Origin of the sequence: Ensifer sp. ZNC0028, assembly GCF_000799055.1 — a bacterium.
In the GTDB taxonomy this organism is placed as follows: Bacteria; Pseudomonadota; Alphaproteobacteria; order Rhizobiales; family Rhizobiaceae; genus Ensifer.
The window spans coordinates 1-16,950 of record NZ_JTLA01000124.1 but is presented as its reverse complement, the minus strand read 5'-3'; the positions used below and the strand labels follow the sequence as shown (position 1 = coordinate 16,950).

The following is a 16,950-nucleotide window of genomic DNA, read 5'->3' as shown; positions in this document are numbered from 1 at the left end:
CGCAGTTCCGGACGCAAAACCGCTTAAGCACTTTTGCTGGAACTGCTTTAAACGCTTTAGCGCACAATCCCAAGGTCGAGACCGACATTGGGATCATGCGCTGATTCGAAGGGGTCTTGCACCCTGTGCCCATCGCGGCGGGGATAGGCTGCTGTTGTCTTAGGCCTTGCCGCTGGCGGCGATCACGTCGAGCAGCATCTGCGCGCGACCGGTAACGTTGCGCGGGCTCTGCGCATCGTCGACGATCTGCTGGAACCAGGTCTTCGCCTTGGCGTAGTCGCCGGACTTGTAGGCAGCGAGGCCAAGAGCCTCACGCGCCGAGTGGCGCATGTTGTTCTGCGGCGTTGCAAGCTGCTCGACCTCGGCCGAAACCTGGTCGTAGCTGCCGGTGTCGACCAGCAAGTAAGCTGCACGCAGGCGCGCTGCCTCCTGAATAGCCGTCGGAACGCTGCCGTCCTTACCGATGGCGGAGAAGGCCTTGGCAGCCGCGTCGGTCTCGCCCTTCTGCGCCTGCAGCGTGGCGGCGCGCAGACGCGCCAGCACCGGATAGGCGCCGTAGCCGTCCTTCTCCAGCGTGTTCAAGGCGGTGAGCGCCTCGTCCGTCTTGTTTTCCTTGGCGAGGTTGAGCGCCTGCAAGAACGCATCGCCCGACTTCGAGGAGGCGCCATCCTGCCAGTAGTCGAAGCCGACCTTGCCGATGGTGCCGAGAACGATGAGCACGGCGATCGCCACGATGACGCCGCCGAAGCGGGCCCAGATGCTCTTCATCTGGTCGGAACGCAGTTCCTCATTGACCTCGCGGATAAAGCTGTCGTCTTGGTTCGCCATCTATTGCCCCGGCCTTGCCTGCACACTGGCCCGCCGCGCCAACGGTCTGATGACGATCGGCGGAACGGACACTCTCAAACTGTTCGAGCATGCACGACGGGTCCTTTGCCGCACCCGCCGCACTCTCATGGATTTTGCGCCTTCTACCCGATTTTGCGGCGCTTGTAAGGGGGCCGACGCGATTTAGAGCGCCGATGGCCGCCACGAGGCCGCCTCTGTCGCTCTAAATTTTCTGTTACTGCAGTTCCCGGCGCAAAGCGCTGCGCATTTTTCCCGGAAATTGCGTCAGCCCATGACGACCGGCGCAACGCCGATCAACCATTCGTGCAGCTTCCAGACGAAGAGCACGTAGGCGACAAGCCCGATGATGACGGCGAGCACGTCGTTGGAGGCCGACTTGAACACCGGCAGTACGCGTTCGCCTGCCCGCTCGCGACGCTTCAGCGAGATGCGCAGGATCACCGCCCAGGCGAGAAACGAGCCGAACAGCAGGACGGAGGACGTTTCACCATTGGCGAGCAGATGCGCCAGCGCCCAGATCTTGATCGAAAGCACCTGCGGATGCTTGACCGCAACCGCGATGCGCCCGGCCGGGAGAAAGCCGGCAGCAAGGAAGATGAACGCAAAAAGCATCAGCAGCAGGGCGATGTGGCGCATGAATACGGGCGGATCGTAGAGCATGCCCGTTTCGCTGCGGGCCTGGCCGAAGCCATAGATGATCAGACAGAGGCCGATGAGGCTGAGGATGGCATAGATCCCCATCCAGGTGCCCTTGCCGCGGCTCTCGATCACGCCGGCGCGGAAACCGGGCGCGACGACGCGGATGAGATGCAGGCCGAGAAAAAGAATGATGCCGAGAACGAGTATCGCCATGGGGCCACCGCTTTGTTCGAGTATCGGGCGGACTCAGCGCCGCGCGTCGGAAAAGACGGGAGCCGGCCGCTGAAGCCTGTTGATTTCCAGTATCTTCGGTTCCCGGACCGATTCCGCCCAGGTTGCTATGGAGTAGCCTTGATGGCGCGTTTTTTCCAGACCGATCAAAGGATTGCCGCATTTTCGAACCATTTGCGACAAAACCAAAACAGTGCAGTTGATCATGATCCGTATTCCGCTTGCCCTCTCGCTCGCCCTTCTTCCCGCTCTTGCCAGGGCCGAGCCGGCGTCGCCGGCCACTACGCCCGCCGGCGACAAGCAGCTGGTGATCGTCTCGTTCGACGGCGCGCATGACAACGCGCTTTGGGAAAAGAGCCTGGCGATGGCCAAGCGCACCGGTGCGCATTTCACCTATTTCCTCTCCTGCACCTTCCTGATGACCCGCGCGGACGGCAAGACGCTTTACAAGCCGCCGGGCCAGAAGGCGGGCCGCTCGAATGTCGGCTTCGCCCAGAGCCGCGAGGAGATCGCGGCGCGCGCCGGTCACATCTGGCAGGCCCATCTCGACGGTCACGATATCGCCAGCCACGCCTGCGGCCACTTCGACGGCAAGGGCTGGAGCAAGGCCGACTGGGAAAGCGAGTTTTCGACGTTCGACACGGCGCTCAAAGACGCCTGGAAGAAGGCCGGCACGCCCGAGGCCGAGCCTCAGGGCTGGGCGGATTTCGCCAGGGGCGGCGTCAAGGGCTTCCGCGCGCCCTATCTTTCGCTGAGCGATGGCCTGGTGCCGGCGCTGAAGGAGTGGGGCTTCACCTATGACGCGAGCCTGGTGACCAAGGGCCCGGGCTGGCCGTCGGAGAAGGACGGTCTGCCGCGCTTCGGCCTGCCGCTGATCCCCGAGGGACCGTCGCAGCGCCCGGTCATCGGCATGGACTACAATCTCTTCGTCCGCCACTCCATGGGCGTCGAGAACAAGAAGGACAGCGCCCGCTTCGAGGAGCGCACCTACGAGGCCTACAAGAAAGCCTTCGACCGCGAATATACGGGCGACCGCATCCCGCTGCAGCTCGGTTTCCATTTCGTCGAAATGAACGGCGGCGCCTACTGGCGCGCGCTTGACCGCCTGCTGAGCGAAGTCTGCGGCAAGGCCGACGTCGCCTGCGTCAGCTACGCCCAGGCGTTGCCCCTGATCGAGCAGGCAAAAAAGAAGGCGGGTCGCTCCGCCTTCTGATTTTCGTCGGTTGCGCCGGCCTTAGGCCGGCTGCGCATCTTCCGCGGCGCCCCGCTCCAGGTAGCGCTGGTCGATATCCGGCAGCGGCTCGTCGGAGATAGCAGCCTCAAAGGCTTTCAAGCGCTTGTGGATCGACAACAGTTCGATAATCGTCGACCAGTAGTTGACCAGGTACTGGAACGAGTTGCTGACCTCACCGAAGGCTGTCGCGATCTGCTGCCAGATGCCCATGGTGATCTTGCCGGCAACGAAGGTCGGAATCAGGATGAAGTTCAGGAAGATCGCGTCGAGCTGACCATAGGAGTAGCGCGCGATATTGAAGTACAGATAGTGCCAGTACATACGGAAGTAGTTGCGGCGAACATTGCCGAACAGCTCCCGGACCGTCACCGGCTGAGCACGATCCGCATGGTCTTCACCATAGACCAGTTCCTTACGGTAGGCCGCTTCGACGCGCTGGTTCTTGAAGTTCAGCCCTGGCAGCTTGATACCGGCGAGCGCCAGAAGCGCCGTGCCAAACAGCGACCAAGCGATCGCCAGCCAGAACAGCGCGTGCGGTACGGCGCCGATGATCGGAAGGTCAGCCACGTGCTGCGACATGTTGAACAGCAGGGGCAGGAACACCACCAGCGTCATCACCGAGTTGATCAGTGTAACACCGAGGCCTTCGAGAATATTGGCGAAGCGCATCGTGTCTTCCTGAACACGCTGCGAAGCGCCCTCGATGTGGCGCAGCTTGTCCCACTTCGACATGTAGAAGTCGTTCATGGCGGTGCGCCAGCGGAACACGTAGTGATTGGTGAAGAATGCGGTGACGACGTTCAGCGTAACGCCGACGAATCCGATTTCGAGGAAGCGCAGTTGCAGCGTGTAGAACTGGCTCGTCGTGATCCCCGGCTTACCGGCAAGCGCGTCCTGCAACAGATCGAAGAACGGACCGCGCCAGTTGTTGAGCGCCACCGATGCCTGCACGGCGAAATAGGCGATGAAGATGATGAAGGCGGAGCCCCAGATCGACCAATTCACCCAAGGGTGATCCCTGGCGATGATCTTCCAAGCACCGCCGAAGATCGCAACGAAGATCGTGAAGTAGAGATAGAACCAGAGATTGTCCGGCGTGAAGAAGTAAGCAAGGCCGATCGGTGGTTTTTCGCCAGGGGCCAGTGGCGGCAGGCCGACCGCAGCGCCCAATTGCGGGCCGACGGTGTACCAAACGATAATGCAGATGATCGACCAGAGGGCACCGGAGGTGAAGAACAGCTTCGGCTTCGGAAAGAAGGAATGGAACAAGGGGTCTACTCACGTTTCGGTAAGGCGATGTGTTACCGCTCGAAGCGCCGAAACTAGGGCAAAGCGCCGCTCTCAACAATCGGATAATATAAACGTTACTGTTATTTCATCCGGTCGGCCGCCCGTATTGCACGGATGTTTTTTGAGGGCTGCCAGGGTCGCTGGCTAGCCCCGCAACGCCTGTGAAATCCGCTTCAGCTCGACAACAATGACGCCGCCGCAGAGGAAGAGGACGGCGGCCGCAATCAGGGTCGGCGCGGCGAAGCTGCCCGTGCGCTCAGCAAGCCGGCCGGCCACCAGAGGGCCAATGATCTGGCCGATGCCGAAGGCGGCCGTCATCAGGGCCAGAGCCTTGCGCGGACTTTCGGGCGTCAGCTTCCGGCCGATCTGCAGGCCATAGGCAGTGATCATCATGAAGGTTGCGCCAAGCATCAGGCCGCCGGCAAGCGGGGCATAGGGCAAAGGCAGGCTGACCGTCAGCACCAGCCCGACCGCCTCGACCAGAAGCCCGATCGCGTAGACACCGGCAAGCCCGAAGCGCGGCACGGCAAAGCGCCAGAGATAGACGGAGAGCGCTGCGGCAAGCCCCGTCAGCAGCCAGGCGAAAAATTCGATGCTGTGGCCGCCGCTCGGATCGCGCGCCATGGTGACGAGGAAGGTGGCGGTGATCACATAGCCAAAGCCGAAGAGCGCGTAGGTGAAGGTCACCACCGTCAGCGGCCGCGTCCAGCGTAGCGGCTTTTCGCGCACCGGACCTGAACCGGAAGAAGGAACCCCGGGCAGAAGTGCGGCAACGACGACAGTCCCGACCAGCCCGACCAGCGCGCCGGTGAACCAGTCGCCCATGGAGGTCGTCAGGCCAGCGTGCCCCGCAAGCGGGTTCGCCCAGACGCAAAGCGATGAAAACGCGATGCCGAGGCCGACGCCGCCAAAGTGGACGGCGGGCACGTTTTCCGAGCGCGCAAGCACGCCATGGCCAAGCACGATGCCGGAGATGAAGATCATCGCAAAGGCGCTGGCAAGACCGGCCAGAAAGCGGATCAGCGCCAGCACGACGACGGAGGACGACAGCCCCATGGCCGCCAGCAACGCTGTCGTGGCGACGAGCGACAAAAGCCCGATCCGCCGCTCGTGCCCATGGGCCCAGCCATAGGCGGCAAGGATGGCGCCGGCGAGGTAGCCGACGAAATTGGCCGAAGCGATCAAACCGGCATCGCCCGGCGACAGGCCGAGATCCGCCATCATCGCCGGCAGGATCGGCGTGTAGGAAAAGCGCCCAAACCCCATGGCGACGGCCATGGCGATGGCGCCGGCGGCTGCCGTGGCGGCGATGTTGGTCTGCAGCGGTCTGTCGAGCGTGGTCATATCAGTTTATTGCGCCGCAACACGGCAGACCACAAACGACAATAATTGAAGGACCTATTGAAGAAATCGAACGATCGCCGATTTCAATGGCTTAGACCAGTCGCCGAAAAGGTGAAATGCGCGACGTCACGGCGGCACATAATGCATTGCAGCGAGGGAGCAAAAATCGTCTGGAGGACGACGAAGGCCCTAAACCACCGCCGTATCCCTGGCTCAGCCCGGCAGCGTGACCACCAGCGGCCCGCCGCGGGTGACCACGACCGTGTGCTCGTACTGCACCGTCGGCGCGCGCGGATCGCTGTAGAGCGTCCAGTCGTCGTTGCCGCCTTCGGCCCATTGTGCGCCCATCGACAGGAATGGCTCGACCGTAAACACCATGCCGTCGGTCATCCGGCGGCGCTCCTTGGGATCGGGCCAGGTGGCGATCTCGGTCGGCTCTTCGTGCAGCGAGCGGCCGATGCCGTGGCTGGCGAGGTTGGTGACCAGCGAGTAGCGATTCTTGCGGGCGAAGTCGCCGATCGCATTGCCGATCGCCGCCAGCGGCTGGTCGGGGCGAACCTGCTTAAGACCCACCCACATCGCCCGCTTGCCGTCGCGGCACAGCCGGTCGATCGCGGCGGTCACCGGCGGCACCGGGAACGAGGCGCCGGTGTCTGCGAAGATGCCGTCTTTTTCGGCTGACACGTCGATGTTGACGAGATCGCCCGCCTTGATGACGCGGCCGCCGGGAATGCCGTGGGCGATTTCCTCGTTGACGCTGATGCAGGTGGCGCCTGGAAAATTGTAGCAAAGTTCGGGCGCCGAACGCGCGCCGGCCTCTTCCAGCACCTTGCGGCCGATCGCATCCAGTTCCGCCGTGGTGATGCCGGGCTCCAAGGCCTCGCCCATCGCCTGCAGCGCGTTGGCGCAGATGCGGCCGATTTCCTTCAGCCGCAGCAGATCTTCTTCGTTGTTGAGGGTCATCCGTATCTCGCTTTCGCGCTCACATGTAGCGTGTCGCCAGGCGTTATGCCAGCGCCGAGCGGAATGACCGGAAACCGGGCACAAGACCCGGCGTTTCCGGTCAGACGGCGGCCGGGGCCACCGCCTTCTCTTCCGCCACAGCCTTGCGCACCAGCGGCGCCACCTTCGTGCCGTAGAGTTCGATACCGCGCATGATCTGGTCGTGCGGCATCGGCCCGATCGCCATCTGCAGCAAGAAGCGATCGTTGCGGAACAGCTTCCAGTTCTCGACGATCTTTTCGGCCACCGTTTCCGGGTCGCCGAGGAAGAGGTTGCCGCTGGGGCTGCGCGCCTGGTCGAAATGCGCCCGGTCGGTCGGTCCCCAGCCGCGCTCGCGGCCGATGCGGTTCATCACCTCCGCCTGCGGACCATAGAACTGGTCGGCGGCAAGATCGGTCGTATCGGCGATGAAGCCGTGCACGTTGATGCTGGTCTTCAGCTTTGCCGGATCCTGGCCGGCCCGCCGCGCGGCCTCGCGATAGAGATCGAAGAGCGGCGCAAACCGACGGGGTTCGCCACCGATGATGGCAAGCGCCACCGGCAGGCCAAGCGCCCCGGCCCGCGCCACCGACTGCGGCGTGCCTCCGACGGCGATCCAGAGCGGCAGTTCCTGCTGCAGCGGCCGCGGATAGACGCCGCGATCATGGATCGCCGGTCGCATCTCACCCGCCCACGAGACCTTCTCGTTCTCGCGCAGCGCCATCAGCAGATCGAGCTTCTCGGCAAAGAGCTGGTCGTAGTCGTCGAGCGACTGGCCGAAGAGCGGGAAGGATTCGATGAAGGACCCGCGGCCGGCCATGATTTCGGCGCGACCACCCGAGATCAGGTCCAGCGTCGAAAACTGCTGGAAAACGCGCACGGGATCGTCCGAGCTCAACACCGTGACGGCACTCGTCAGCCGGATGGTCTTCGTCCTCGCGGCTGCGGCTGCCAGGATGACCGCCGGCGCCGAGGCCGCATAGTCGGGGCGGTGATGTTCGCCGAGCCCGAAGACGTCGAGGCCGACCTGATCGGCAAGCTCGATCTCTTCGAGAAGGTTGTTGAGGCGGCGCTGCCCTTCCCTGCCCTTGTCATCGGCATTCGGATCGACATCCGCGAATGTGTAAAGCCCGAGTTCCATGTGCCTGTCCTTTTTCTGTTTGCACAACAGATAGTTGGCGCGCGCGGGAGCAGCAAATGCACATCCGGGAAACACAGTGTTTCCCGGATGAACACCAATGGACGTCAGCGGCGCGACAGACCGTCGAGCAGAATGTCGAGACCTTTCCGGAACGTGCCGTCCCAGTCGTTGTCGAGCAGCAGGCGCGTGCGCTCGATGGTCGGATAGCGTTCGCTGAGCACCGAGAGGCGCTGTTGTCCGGCAGTCTGGTCGGCGTCCGAAAGCGCGAAGCTCGCCCGTGTGACGGTGGCGCCGAGCACGTAGTTCCACAGCGACCAGATCGCGACGTTCATGCTGGCATCGGCAACGCCGGCGCCCGACAGAGCCTTGCTCATGGTTTCCAGGCGGGCGAGGATGTTCGGGCCGAGCGCCCGGCGCGGCAACAGCGATGCCGACCAGGGATGGCGCAACATGATTGCACGCCAGTCTTCGAGCATGTGAACCACATCGCTACGCCAATCCTCTGGCTCGGTCTTTTGCGGGGCTTCGCGATAGGCAAACACCGCATCGAGCGCCAGGTCGAACACCTCTTCCTTGTTGCTGACATGCCAATAGAGGCTCATGACGCCGGCGCCGAGACGGTCGGCAAGGCGGCGCATCTTCAGCCCCTCGAGACCCTCGGCATCCAGCAGGTCGACCGCCGTTGCGACGATGCGGTCCAGAGACAGCGACGGTTCGCCGCCCGGCTTCTGCCCGGCTTCAACTGCCGCCTCCACCCGTTGGGAGCGTTTGCCCTGCCCGCCGTTCCCTTTCCCAGCCATGCGTCTTCCTTACAGATTGAAACACCGATTTACGCCGACAACACGCAGGATGTCGATCCTGAACGATTGACTCGTACGGCGTACGATGTAAATCAGTCGTACGTCGTACGAGCCAATATCAAGGAGCGACGGCGAAAGGTCAAACCTGCGGGTCTGCAAGCCGCGTCGCGCGCAGACCTCGGAGACGAGAGAGCATCATGTCACACGCAATCAGACATCTCATGATCGGAGGGTTCATCATCATGACCACAGGCGTTTCCACCCTGGCGACAGCAAGCGAGCAGGCGACGAAGCTGACGATCGTCAACCCAAAAAACCTCTACGACCCGACGCCGCATGGCTACAGCACCGCGGTGATCGTGCCTGCCGGGGCCCGGGTGGCCTACATTTCAGGACAGGGCGGTCAGGACAGCAGGGGCGGCCTGTCTCCCGACTTCGCGGTGCAGGTCAAGCAGGCCTATGCCAATCTGGGTGCAGCGCTCGAGGGCCTTGGCGCAAGGCCCGACCAGGTCGCCAAGCTCACCATCTTCGTGGTCGACCACGACATGTCCAAGCTTGAGGTCCTGACCCGCAGCGTCAAGGAAATGTTCGGAACAACCCTGCCGGCGCAGACCCTCGTTCCGGTGCCCAAGCTGGCGGTCGACGGCATGCTGTTCGAGGTGGAAGCGGTCGCAGTCATCGACTGACGGGCGGCTTGCAGGCGCAGCCCGTCAGACTTCACGAACCGGACGCGGCGAAAATCGTCGCTCGTCCGGTCTCTCAGCTCAGCGTGCGCTTGACGGCGTTGCGCCAGCCCTTGAACTTCGCCTTGCGTGTCTTCTCGTCCATGGCGGGCTCGAAGCGGCGGTCGCGTGCCCAGGACTTTGCGAAGTCTTCCTGCTTCGGCCAGACGCCGGCGCGGCTGCCGGCAAGCCAGGCGACGCCAAGCGCGGTCGTTTCGAGGATGACGGGCCGGTCAACCGGCGCGTCGAGCAGGTCCGACAGGCGCTGCATCGTCCAGTCGGAGGCAACCATGCCGCCATCGACGCGCAGCACCGTTTCCTTGCCGTTGTTGCGCCAGTCCTTGTGCATGGCTTCAAGCAGGTCGCGCGTCTGGTAGCAGACGGCTTCGAGTGCCGCGCGGGCAAATTCCGCCGGACCGGTGTTGCGGGTCATGCCGAAGATCGCGCCACGCGCATCCGGATCCCAATGCGGCGCGCCAAGCCCGGTGAAGGCCGGCACCAAATAAACCTCCTGCGTCGGATCGGCACTTTCGGCAAGGGTGCCGGTATCGGGGGCGGCCTTGATCACCTTCAACCCGTCGCGCAACCATTGCACCGCGGCACCGGCGACGAAAATCGAGCCTTCGAGCGCATAGGTGGTTTCGCCGTCAAGCTTGTAGGCAATCGTGGTGAGCAGCCGGTTCTTCGAGCGGACCATGTCCTTGCCGGTGTTGAGCAACGCGAAGCAGCCGGTGCCATAGGTGGATTTCAGCATGCCCGGCTTGAAGCAGGCCTGGCCGATGGTCGCCGCCTGCTGGTCGCCGGCGACACCGAGGATCGGGACCGCCGCGCCGAAAAGTGCTGGATCGGTGACGCCGAAATCGGCGGCGCAATCCTTGACCTCGGGCAGCATGGCACGCGGCACTTTCAGGATCTTCAGCAGTTCGTCGTCCCAGGCATTGTCGGCGATATTATAGAGCAGCGTGCGCGAGGCGTTGGTCGCGTCGGTGACGAAAGACTGGCCGCCGGTCAGCCGCCAGATGAGGAAGGTATCGATGGTGCCGAAGCAGAGCTCGCCCTTTGCGGCGCGCGCCTGCGCCCTGTCGATGTTGGTCAGCAGCCAGTTGAGCTTGGTGCCGGAGAAATAGGGATCGAGCAGCAGGCCGGTCTTCTTGGTGAAGGTTTTTTCCAGCCCCTGCTTCTTCAGCCGATCGCAATAGGAGGCGGTGCGGCGGTCCTGCCAGACGATCGCATTGTGGATGGGATTGCCGGTCTCGCGATCCCAGACGACGACGGTCTCGCGCTGGTTGGTGATACCGATGCCCGAGAGGTCGCCGGCCTTGATGCCGGCCTTGGCGAGCGCGTCCTCGACCGTCGAAAGCACCGTCTGCCAGATTTCCTCGGGATCGTGTTCGACCCACCCGGATTTCGGAAAATACTGCTTGAATTCCTTGTGGCTGGCGCCGGCGATTTGCTGCTGACCGTCGAAGATGATCGCCCGGCTCGAGGTCGTACCCTGATCGATCGCGAGAATATATCCGCCCATATGCCCCTCCCCGGCCACACGCATGTTTGTTCACCCGGCCTTGAAGGCGGGATCTCATTTCGAAAACTTCAATACGATGGCAAAACGAATGTCAAACGAAAACAAAACGCAACCGTCGACTTCGCTATTCCCCTCCTCAACTCTGCGGTCCCGAACCCAAAAACACAATTGTCAGGTCAGGCATTTTCCGCGTAGGCTGGCGCTGTTGCGCCGCAACAAAGCAGTGCGCGGCGCCACAAAGGGAGAGAGCAGCAATGACGAAAACAGCGGTCATCACCGGTTCGACGAGCGGCATCGGGCTTGCGATCGCCAAGGCCTTCGCCAAGGGTGGCGCCAATATCGTGCTGAACGGCTTCGGCAGCCCGGACGAAATCAAGAAGGCGACGGACGACGTCAGCGCGCTGACGAGCGGGACAGTCCTTTATCACGGCGCCGACATGACGAAGCCCGCCGAGATCGCCGACCTGATCGCCACCGCCACGGCCCGCTTCGGCAGCGTCGATATCCTCGTCAACAATGCCGGGATTCAATATGTCGAAAAGGTCGAGGACTTCCCGATCGAGCAATGGGATCGCATCATCGCGATCAACCTCTCCTCCTCGTTCCACACCATTCGCGCTGCCATTCCCGGCATGAAGGCGAAGGGCTGGGGCCGCATCATCAACATCGCCTCGGCTCATGGTCTCGTCGCCTCGCCCTTCAAGGCGGCATATGTGGCCGCCAAGCACGGCGTTCTCGGCCTGACGAAGACCGTTGCGCTCGAGGTTGCCGAAAGCGGCATCACTGCGAACTCGATCTGCCCGGGCTATGTGCTGACACCTCTCGTCGAAAAGCAGATCCCCGACCAGGCGCGCACCCGCGGCATCACCGAGCAGCAGGTGATCAACGACGTGATGCTGAAGGGCCAGCCGACGAAGAAGTTCATCACCGTCGAGCAGGTCGCAGCGCTCGCCGTCTATCTCGCCGGCGAGGACGCCGCACAGATCACCGGCACGCATGTATCGATGGATGGCGGCTGGACGGCGCAGTAGCGCCCGGCATCCGCCAAGGCGATCGCAGCGCGAACTTGATGACCCGCGCGCTGCCCGCATGCCGTGCAAAAGTCCGTTCGGCTCTTTGCTTTTCTGCATAACCACCTAAGATCAAAGTGATTTCAGGTTAAATGCAGCAGCGCAGGGAATGAATGGCATGCCCCAGCCGAACAGAAGCATCAGCTTCATCCTCAACGACCGCGAGGTCGCCCTTTCCGACATCGCACCAACAACGACGCTGCTCGACTATCTGCGGCTGGAGCGCCGGCTGACCGGCACCAAGGAAGGCTGTGCGGAGGGCGACTGCGGCGCCTGCACCGTGCTCGTCGGGCGGCTTTGGGGCGACCGGCTCGTCTATGAGAGCGTCAACGCCTGCATTCGTTTCCTCGGCTCGCTGCAGGCAACCCATGTCGTGACCGTCGAACATCTCGCCGGCCAGGATGGCGCACTGCATCCGGTCCAGCAGGCGATGGTCGATTTCCACGGTTCGCAATGCGGCTTCTGCACGCCCGGTTTCGTCATGTCGCTCTATGGCCTGTGGCTTTCCAACGACAGCCCCAGCCGCGCCGATATCGAAAAGGCGCTGCAGGGCAATCTCTGTCGCTGCACCGGCTACGAGCCGATCGTGCGCGCCGCCGAAGCGGCGGCAGAAGCGCGCCCCTCCGAGATCTTCGATCCGATCACCCGGGAACGGGAAACGATCATTGCCCGGCTGAAGACGCTGGCGCCGGCTGAGACGATCACCGTCCGCCAGGGCGAAAACTGTCTGATCGTGCCGGCCGACGGCGATGGTCTTGCGCAAGCGCTTGCCGACAATCCGGGGGCGACGGTCGTTGCCGGTTCCACCGATGTCGGCCTCTGGGTGACCAAGCAGATGCGGCCGATCAACCCGGTCATTTTCATCAACGGCATTGCTGAACTGCAAGGCATCGAAGAGGCTGAGGCAGGTCTGACCATCGGCGCCGGCGTCAGCTACAGCATGGCCTATGCCGCACTCACAGAGGCGTTTCCCGCCCTCGGCCCGCTGATCAACCGCATCGGCGGCGAGCAGGTACGCAACATGGGCACGATAGGCGGCAACATCGCCAACGGCTCGCCCATCGGCGACAGCCCTCCGCCGCTGATCGTTCTCGGGGCCACCGTGACGTTGCGCTCGAAGGACGGCCGCCGGACGCTGCCGCTCGAAGAATTCTTCATCGCCTATGGCAAGCAGGACCGTCAGCCCGGCGAATTCGTCGAGAGCATCTTCGTGCCACGCCTGCCGGATGGCGATCTCTTTGCCGCCTACAAGATCTCCAAGCGCCGCGACGAGGATATCTCCGCCCTGCTCGGCGCTTTCCGCCTGTCGGTGGAAGACGGCACCGTCCGCGCCGCCCGCATCGCCTTCGGCGGCATGGCCGCCACGCCAAAGCGCGCAACCAATGTGGAAGCGGCGCTCATCGGCAAGCCCTGGACCGAGGAGACGGTTCGCAACGCGCAAGCGGCCTTTGATGCGGACTACCAGCCGCTCACCGACTGGCGGGCAACGAGCGACTATCGCATGCTGGCGGCGAAGAACCTGCTGATGCGCTTCTTCCTGGAAAGTGGCGGGGAGCCCGCACAACTGGTGCGCTTCGCTGCGGGAGACAGATGACCATGGACAAATCCACCTTCGAGGAACGCAAGGCGATCCGTGGCGAGATGCATGTCTCGCAGCGCCACGACAGCGCCCACAAACACGTCTCCGGCACCGCCGACTATATCGATGACATGCCGGAACCGACGGGCACCCTGCACGGCGCGCTCGGCATGACCGATCGGGCGCATGCGGAAATCACCGCCATGGACCTTTCGGCCGTCGCTGCCATGCCGGGTGTCGTCTGCGTGCTGACCGCCAAGGACATGCCGCATTCCAACGACATCAGCCCCAGCCACCTGCACGACGAGCCGGTGCTTGCCGATGGCCTCGTGCAGTTTCATGGCCAGCCGGCCTTCGCCGTCATTGCAGAAACCCGTGATATCGCCCGCCGCGCGGCGCGACTGGCAAAGATCACCTATCGCGACCTGCCGCATTTCACCGACATTCTCGACGCCGTCGCTCATGGCGGCGAACTGGTCACGCAGCCGCTGACCCTGCAGCGCGGCGATGCGGAAGCCGAGCTCGAAAAAGCGCCGCGCCGGCTCAAAGGGCAGATGCGTATCGGCGGCCAGGAGCATTTCTACCTCGAAGGCCATATCGCCCTTGCCATTCCCGGCGAGGATGACGAGGTCACTGTCTGGTCCTCGACCCAGCATCCGAGCGAGATCCAGCACATGGTCTCGCACGTGCTCGGCGTGCCCTCCAATGCGGTGACGGTGAACGTGCGCCGCATGGGCGGCGGCTTCGGCGGCAAGGAAACGCAAGGAAACCAGTTCGCAGCGCTTGCGGCGGTTGCGGCGAAGAAGCTCAACCGCGCCGTCAAGTTCCGCCCTGACCGGGACGAGGACATGACGGCGACCGGCAAGCGCCACGATTTCCTCGTCGACTACGATGTCGGCTTCGACGAAGACGGCCGCATTCACGCGGTCCATGCCAATTACGCCGCCCGCTGCGGCTACTCATCGGATCTGTCTGGCCCGGTCACCGACCGCGCGCTGTTCCACGCGGATAGCTCCTATTTCTATCCGCATGTGAAGCTCACCTCGCAGCCGCTGAAGACCAACACCGTCTCCAACACCGCCTATCGCGGTTTCGGCGGGCCGCAAGGCATGGTCGGCGGCGAGCGCATCATTGAGGAGATCGCCTACCAGCTCGGTAAGGACCCGCTCGAAATCCGCAAGCTGAATTTTTATGGCGACAAGGGTTCCGGCCGCGATGTCACGCCCTACCACCAGCAGGTCGAAGACAACATCATCGCGCAAATCGTCGCCGAACTCGAAGAGAGCACCGACTATCAGGCACGCCGCCAGGCGATTCTCGACTTCAACAGGACGAGCCGCGTCATCCGCAAGGGCATCGCTCTGACGCCGGTGAAGTTCGGCATCTCCTTCACGTTGACCGCCTTCAACCAGGCCGGCGCTCTCGTCCACATCTACCAGGACGGCTCGATCCACCTGAACCATGGCGGCACCGAGATGGGTCAGGGGCTCTACATCAAGGTGGCCCAGGTGATCGCCGACAGTTTCCAAGTCGATCTCGACCGGGTGCGCATCACCGCAACGACCACAGGCAAGGTGCCGAACACGTCGGCGACTGCGGCCTCCTCAGGCTCGGACCTCAATGGCATGGCGGCGTTCGACGCCGCGCGCCAGATCAAGGAACGGCTGGTCGCCTTCGCCTGCGAACGCTGGCAGACGACGCCCGAAAATGTCAGCTTCGTCACCAACCACGTGAAGATCGGCGAAGAACTCATTCCCTTCCCGGAATTCATCAAGCAGGCCTATATGGGCCGCATCCAGCTTTCGGCTGCCGGCTATTACAAGACGCCGAAGATCCATTGGGACCGCGCCAGCGGTCGCGGCACGCCGTTCTACTATTTCGCCTACGGCGCCTCGGTTTCGGAGGTTTCAATCGACACGCTGACCGGCGAATACATGGTCGATCGCGTCGACGTGCTGCACGATGTCGGCCGCTCGCTCAATCCGGCGATCGACATCGGCCAGATCGAAGGCGGCTTCGTGCAGGGCATGGGCTGGCTGACGACCGAGGAACTCTGGTGGGACGACAAGGGCCGGCTTCGCACCCACGCCCCCTCCACCTACAAGATCCCGCTCGCCTCCGACCGGCCGAAGATCTTCAACGTCAAGCTTGCCGAATGGTCGAGCAACGCCGAGAAGACCATCGGCCGCTCCAAGGCGGTGGGAGAGCCGCCGTTCATGCTGCCGATCTCGGTTCTCGAAGCCCTGTCGATGGCGGTGGCGAGTGTCGCTGATTATCGCGAGTGCCCGCGCCTCGACGCCCCGGCAACACCGGAGCGTGTGCTGATGGCCGTCGAGCGCCTTCGGCAAGCCTGACGACCATCGTCGTCAACGTTAAAACCGCGGCATTTCATCGACGCTGAAAAGGCGGCGAGAGGCAGCCATTGCCTCTTCGTCATCTCCATAGGGGCCGCGGCCATCCATGAAACCCATGTCTCTCTTGATGTGGTCAGGGAGCGCGTTGACGTCGAGCGTCGGCTTGGCGGCAACAAGGCCGCCGAACAGGCCGGCTACAAGCCGGGTGACCGGCTCGAACGAAAGAAATGGTTTTCTTTCAGTATGTTCGTAAGTGTCGCAAGTCATTTCAGCACCTGTTTCGTCTTGGGAAGTTGACTTGAAGGATGCCGTGAAGGAGGATCGAAATCCAATCGAACATCCGTCTGCATGCATCAAGAGAACTTATCCATGAAGATGTCGAAGCAGTTTCCGCTGAATGCGCTCAGGGTCTTCGAAGCGGTCGCAAGGCTCGGCAGCTTCACCAAGGCCGGCGAAGAGCTGGGCATGACCCAGACGGCCGTCAGCTACCAGGTTAAGTTGATCGAGGAGAATGTCGGCGAGCCGCTGTTCCTGCGACGCCCACGGCAGATCTCGCTGACGGAAGTCGGCCATCGCATGGCGCCGCGCGTGACCGAGGCCTTCGAGATGCTGCAGGAGGCGGTTTCCAATGCCCGCGGCGATATCGACAGCGCGCTGCTGATCAGCTCGACCCCGACCTTCGCCTCGCAGTGGCTCGCCCGCAACATCGGCAGCTTCCAGCTCGCCCATCCGAACATCGCCGTTCGGCTGACGACGAGCGACTCGCTCACCGATTTCACCCGCGAGCCCGCCGATCTCGCCATCCGCTCCGGCGGCGGCGTCTGGCCCGGCCTCGACACCCATCCGCTGATGCGGGTGGAATTCAGCCCGATGCTGAGCCCGGCGCTGGCAGAGACAATCGGCGGCGTGCACGAGCCGCGCGACCTCCTGAAGCTCAGGATCATCGATGCCGGCGATCCCTGGTGGCCGATGTGGTTCAAGGCGGCCGGGGTCGAGAATCCCGATCTCGAAGGGCGGCCGCACAGCCGGCTCGGTGCCCAGACCTTCGAGGCGCGTGCCGCAATCGCCGGCCAGGGCGTGGCGATCCTGACGCCGGAATTCTATCCCGATGACGTGGCGCTCGGCCGGCTCTATCAGCCCTTCGACCTGCGCTGCAGTGACGGCTGCGACTACTGGCTCGCCTATCCGCAC

The 16,950-nt window shown here is 63.2% G+C and carries 16 protein-coding genes; 6 read left to right on the top strand and 10 right to left on the bottom strand.

The window, feature by feature from the left end; all coding sequences use genetic code 11:
- Positions 1–159 precede the first annotated feature (159 nt).
- The 3 genes from L981_RS27175 to L981_RS27165 form a co-directional block, all read right to left on the bottom strand.
- Positions 160–828: a tetratricopeptide repeat protein gene (locus L981_RS27175; RefSeq protein ID WP_043623817.1), complete on the bottom strand. Its 669-nt coding sequence runs from the start codon at positions 826–828 to the stop codon at positions 160–162.
- Between the two features lie 285 nt (positions 829–1,113).
- Positions 1,114–1,701: an NnrU family protein gene (locus L981_RS27170; RefSeq protein ID WP_043623814.1), complete on the bottom strand. Its 588-nt coding sequence runs from the start codon at positions 1,699–1,701 to the stop codon at positions 1,114–1,116.
- Between the two features lie 33 nt (positions 1,702–1,734).
- Complete coding sequence (locus tag L981_RS27165) at positions 1,735–1,926, bottom strand: hypothetical protein (RefSeq protein ID WP_043623811.1); 192 nt, start codon at positions 1,924–1,926, stop codon at positions 1,735–1,737.
- On the opposite strand from L981_RS27165, the gene L981_RS27160 reads away from it, so the two are divergent.
- Positions 1,925–2,932 (top strand): polysaccharide deacetylase, encoded by a 1,008-nt coding sequence (locus L981_RS27160; RefSeq protein ID WP_043623808.1) that lies wholly within the window; start codon positions 1,925–1,927, stop codon positions 2,930–2,932. The two genes, L981_RS27165 and L981_RS27160, sit on opposite strands and share 2 nt — an antisense overlap.
- Positions 2,933–2,953: 21 nt before the next feature.
- Here the strand turns inward: L981_RS27160 and sbmA are convergent, their stop codons facing one another.
- The 5 genes from sbmA to L981_RS27135 all read right to left on the bottom strand — a co-directional run bounded on the left by sbmA (position 2,954) and on the right by L981_RS27135 (position 8,509).
- The gene (sbmA, locus tag L981_RS27155) at positions 2,954–4,222 is read right to left on the bottom strand and encodes a peptide antibiotic transporter SbmA (RefSeq protein WP_043623803.1); all 1,269 of its coding nucleotides are present in this window, start codon (positions 4,220–4,222) and stop codon (positions 2,954–2,956) included.
- A 165-nt stretch (positions 4,223–4,387) separates the two neighbouring features.
- Positions 4,388–5,587 carry an MFS transporter gene (locus L981_RS27150; RefSeq protein WP_082006174.1) on the bottom strand — a complete coding sequence of 400 codons (1,200 nt, stop codon included), beginning with the start codon at positions 5,585–5,587 and terminating at the stop codon, positions 4,388–4,390.
- 213 nt (positions 5,588–5,800) lie between these two features.
- Positions 5,801–6,550 (bottom strand): type I methionyl aminopeptidase, encoded by a 750-nt coding sequence (gene map / locus L981_RS27145; protein ID WP_043623800.1) that lies wholly within the window; start codon positions 6,548–6,550, stop codon positions 5,801–5,803.
- Positions 6,551–6,650: 100 nt separating this feature from the next.
- Positions 6,651–7,709: an LLM class flavin-dependent oxidoreductase gene (locus L981_RS27140; protein ID WP_043623797.1), complete on the bottom strand. Its 1,059-nt coding sequence runs from the start codon at positions 7,707–7,709 to the stop codon at positions 6,651–6,653.
- Between the two features lie 104 nt (positions 7,710–7,813).
- Positions 7,814–8,509 (bottom strand): TetR/AcrR family transcriptional regulator C-terminal domain-containing protein, encoded by a 696-nt coding sequence (locus L981_RS27135; protein ID WP_043623794.1) that lies wholly within the window; start codon positions 8,507–8,509, stop codon positions 7,814–7,816.
- A gap of 197 nt (positions 8,510–8,706) precedes the next feature.
- Here L981_RS27135 and L981_RS27130 point away from each other — a divergent pair, with 197 nt between their 5' ends.
- Positions 8,707–9,195: a RidA family protein gene (locus L981_RS27130; RefSeq protein WP_043623792.1), complete on the top strand. Its 489-nt coding sequence runs from the start codon at positions 8,707–8,709 to the stop codon at positions 9,193–9,195.
- Between the two features lie 73 nt (positions 9,196–9,268).
- Here L981_RS27130 and glpK read toward each other — a convergent pair whose 3' ends face one another.
- A complete protein-coding gene (glpK, locus tag L981_RS27125) occupies positions 9,269–10,756 on the bottom strand; it encodes a glycerol kinase GlpK (RefSeq protein ID WP_043623789.1) in 1,488 nt (495 codons plus the stop codon).
- A gap of 254 nt (positions 10,757–11,010) precedes the next feature.
- Here glpK and L981_RS27120 point away from each other — a divergent pair, with 254 nt between their 5' ends.
- From L981_RS27120 to xdhB, 3 genes are all read left to right on the top strand, one after another.
- On the top strand, positions 11,011–11,787 hold the full coding sequence (locus tag L981_RS27120) for a 3-hydroxybutyrate dehydrogenase (RefSeq protein WP_043623786.1): 777 nt from the start codon (positions 11,011–11,013) through the stop codon (positions 11,785–11,787).
- Positions 11,788–11,944: 157 nt separating this feature from the next.
- Positions 11,945–13,420: a xanthine dehydrogenase small subunit gene (xdhA, locus tag L981_RS27115; protein ID WP_043623823.1), complete on the top strand. Its 1,476-nt coding sequence runs from the start codon at positions 11,945–11,947 to the stop codon at positions 13,418–13,420.
- 2 nt (positions 13,421–13,422) lie between these two features.
- Entirely contained in the window at positions 13,423–15,759 is a 2,337-nt protein-coding gene (gene xdhB / locus L981_RS27110; protein WP_043623783.1) for a xanthine dehydrogenase molybdopterin binding subunit, read from the top strand.
- A gap of 18 nt (positions 15,760–15,777) precedes the next feature.
- On the opposite strand, the gene L981_RS27105 is transcribed toward xdhB, so the two are convergent.
- A complete protein-coding gene (locus L981_RS27105) occupies positions 15,778–16,116 on the bottom strand; it encodes a hypothetical protein (RefSeq protein WP_156134259.1) in 339 nt (112 codons plus the stop codon).
- Positions 16,117–16,128: 12 nt separating this feature from the next.
- Here L981_RS27105 and L981_RS27100 point away from each other — a divergent pair.
- Positions 16,129–16,950, top strand: an 822-nt coding sequence (locus L981_RS27100; protein WP_043623780.1) for a LysR family transcriptional regulator, incomplete at its 3' end; no start/stop codon positions are given.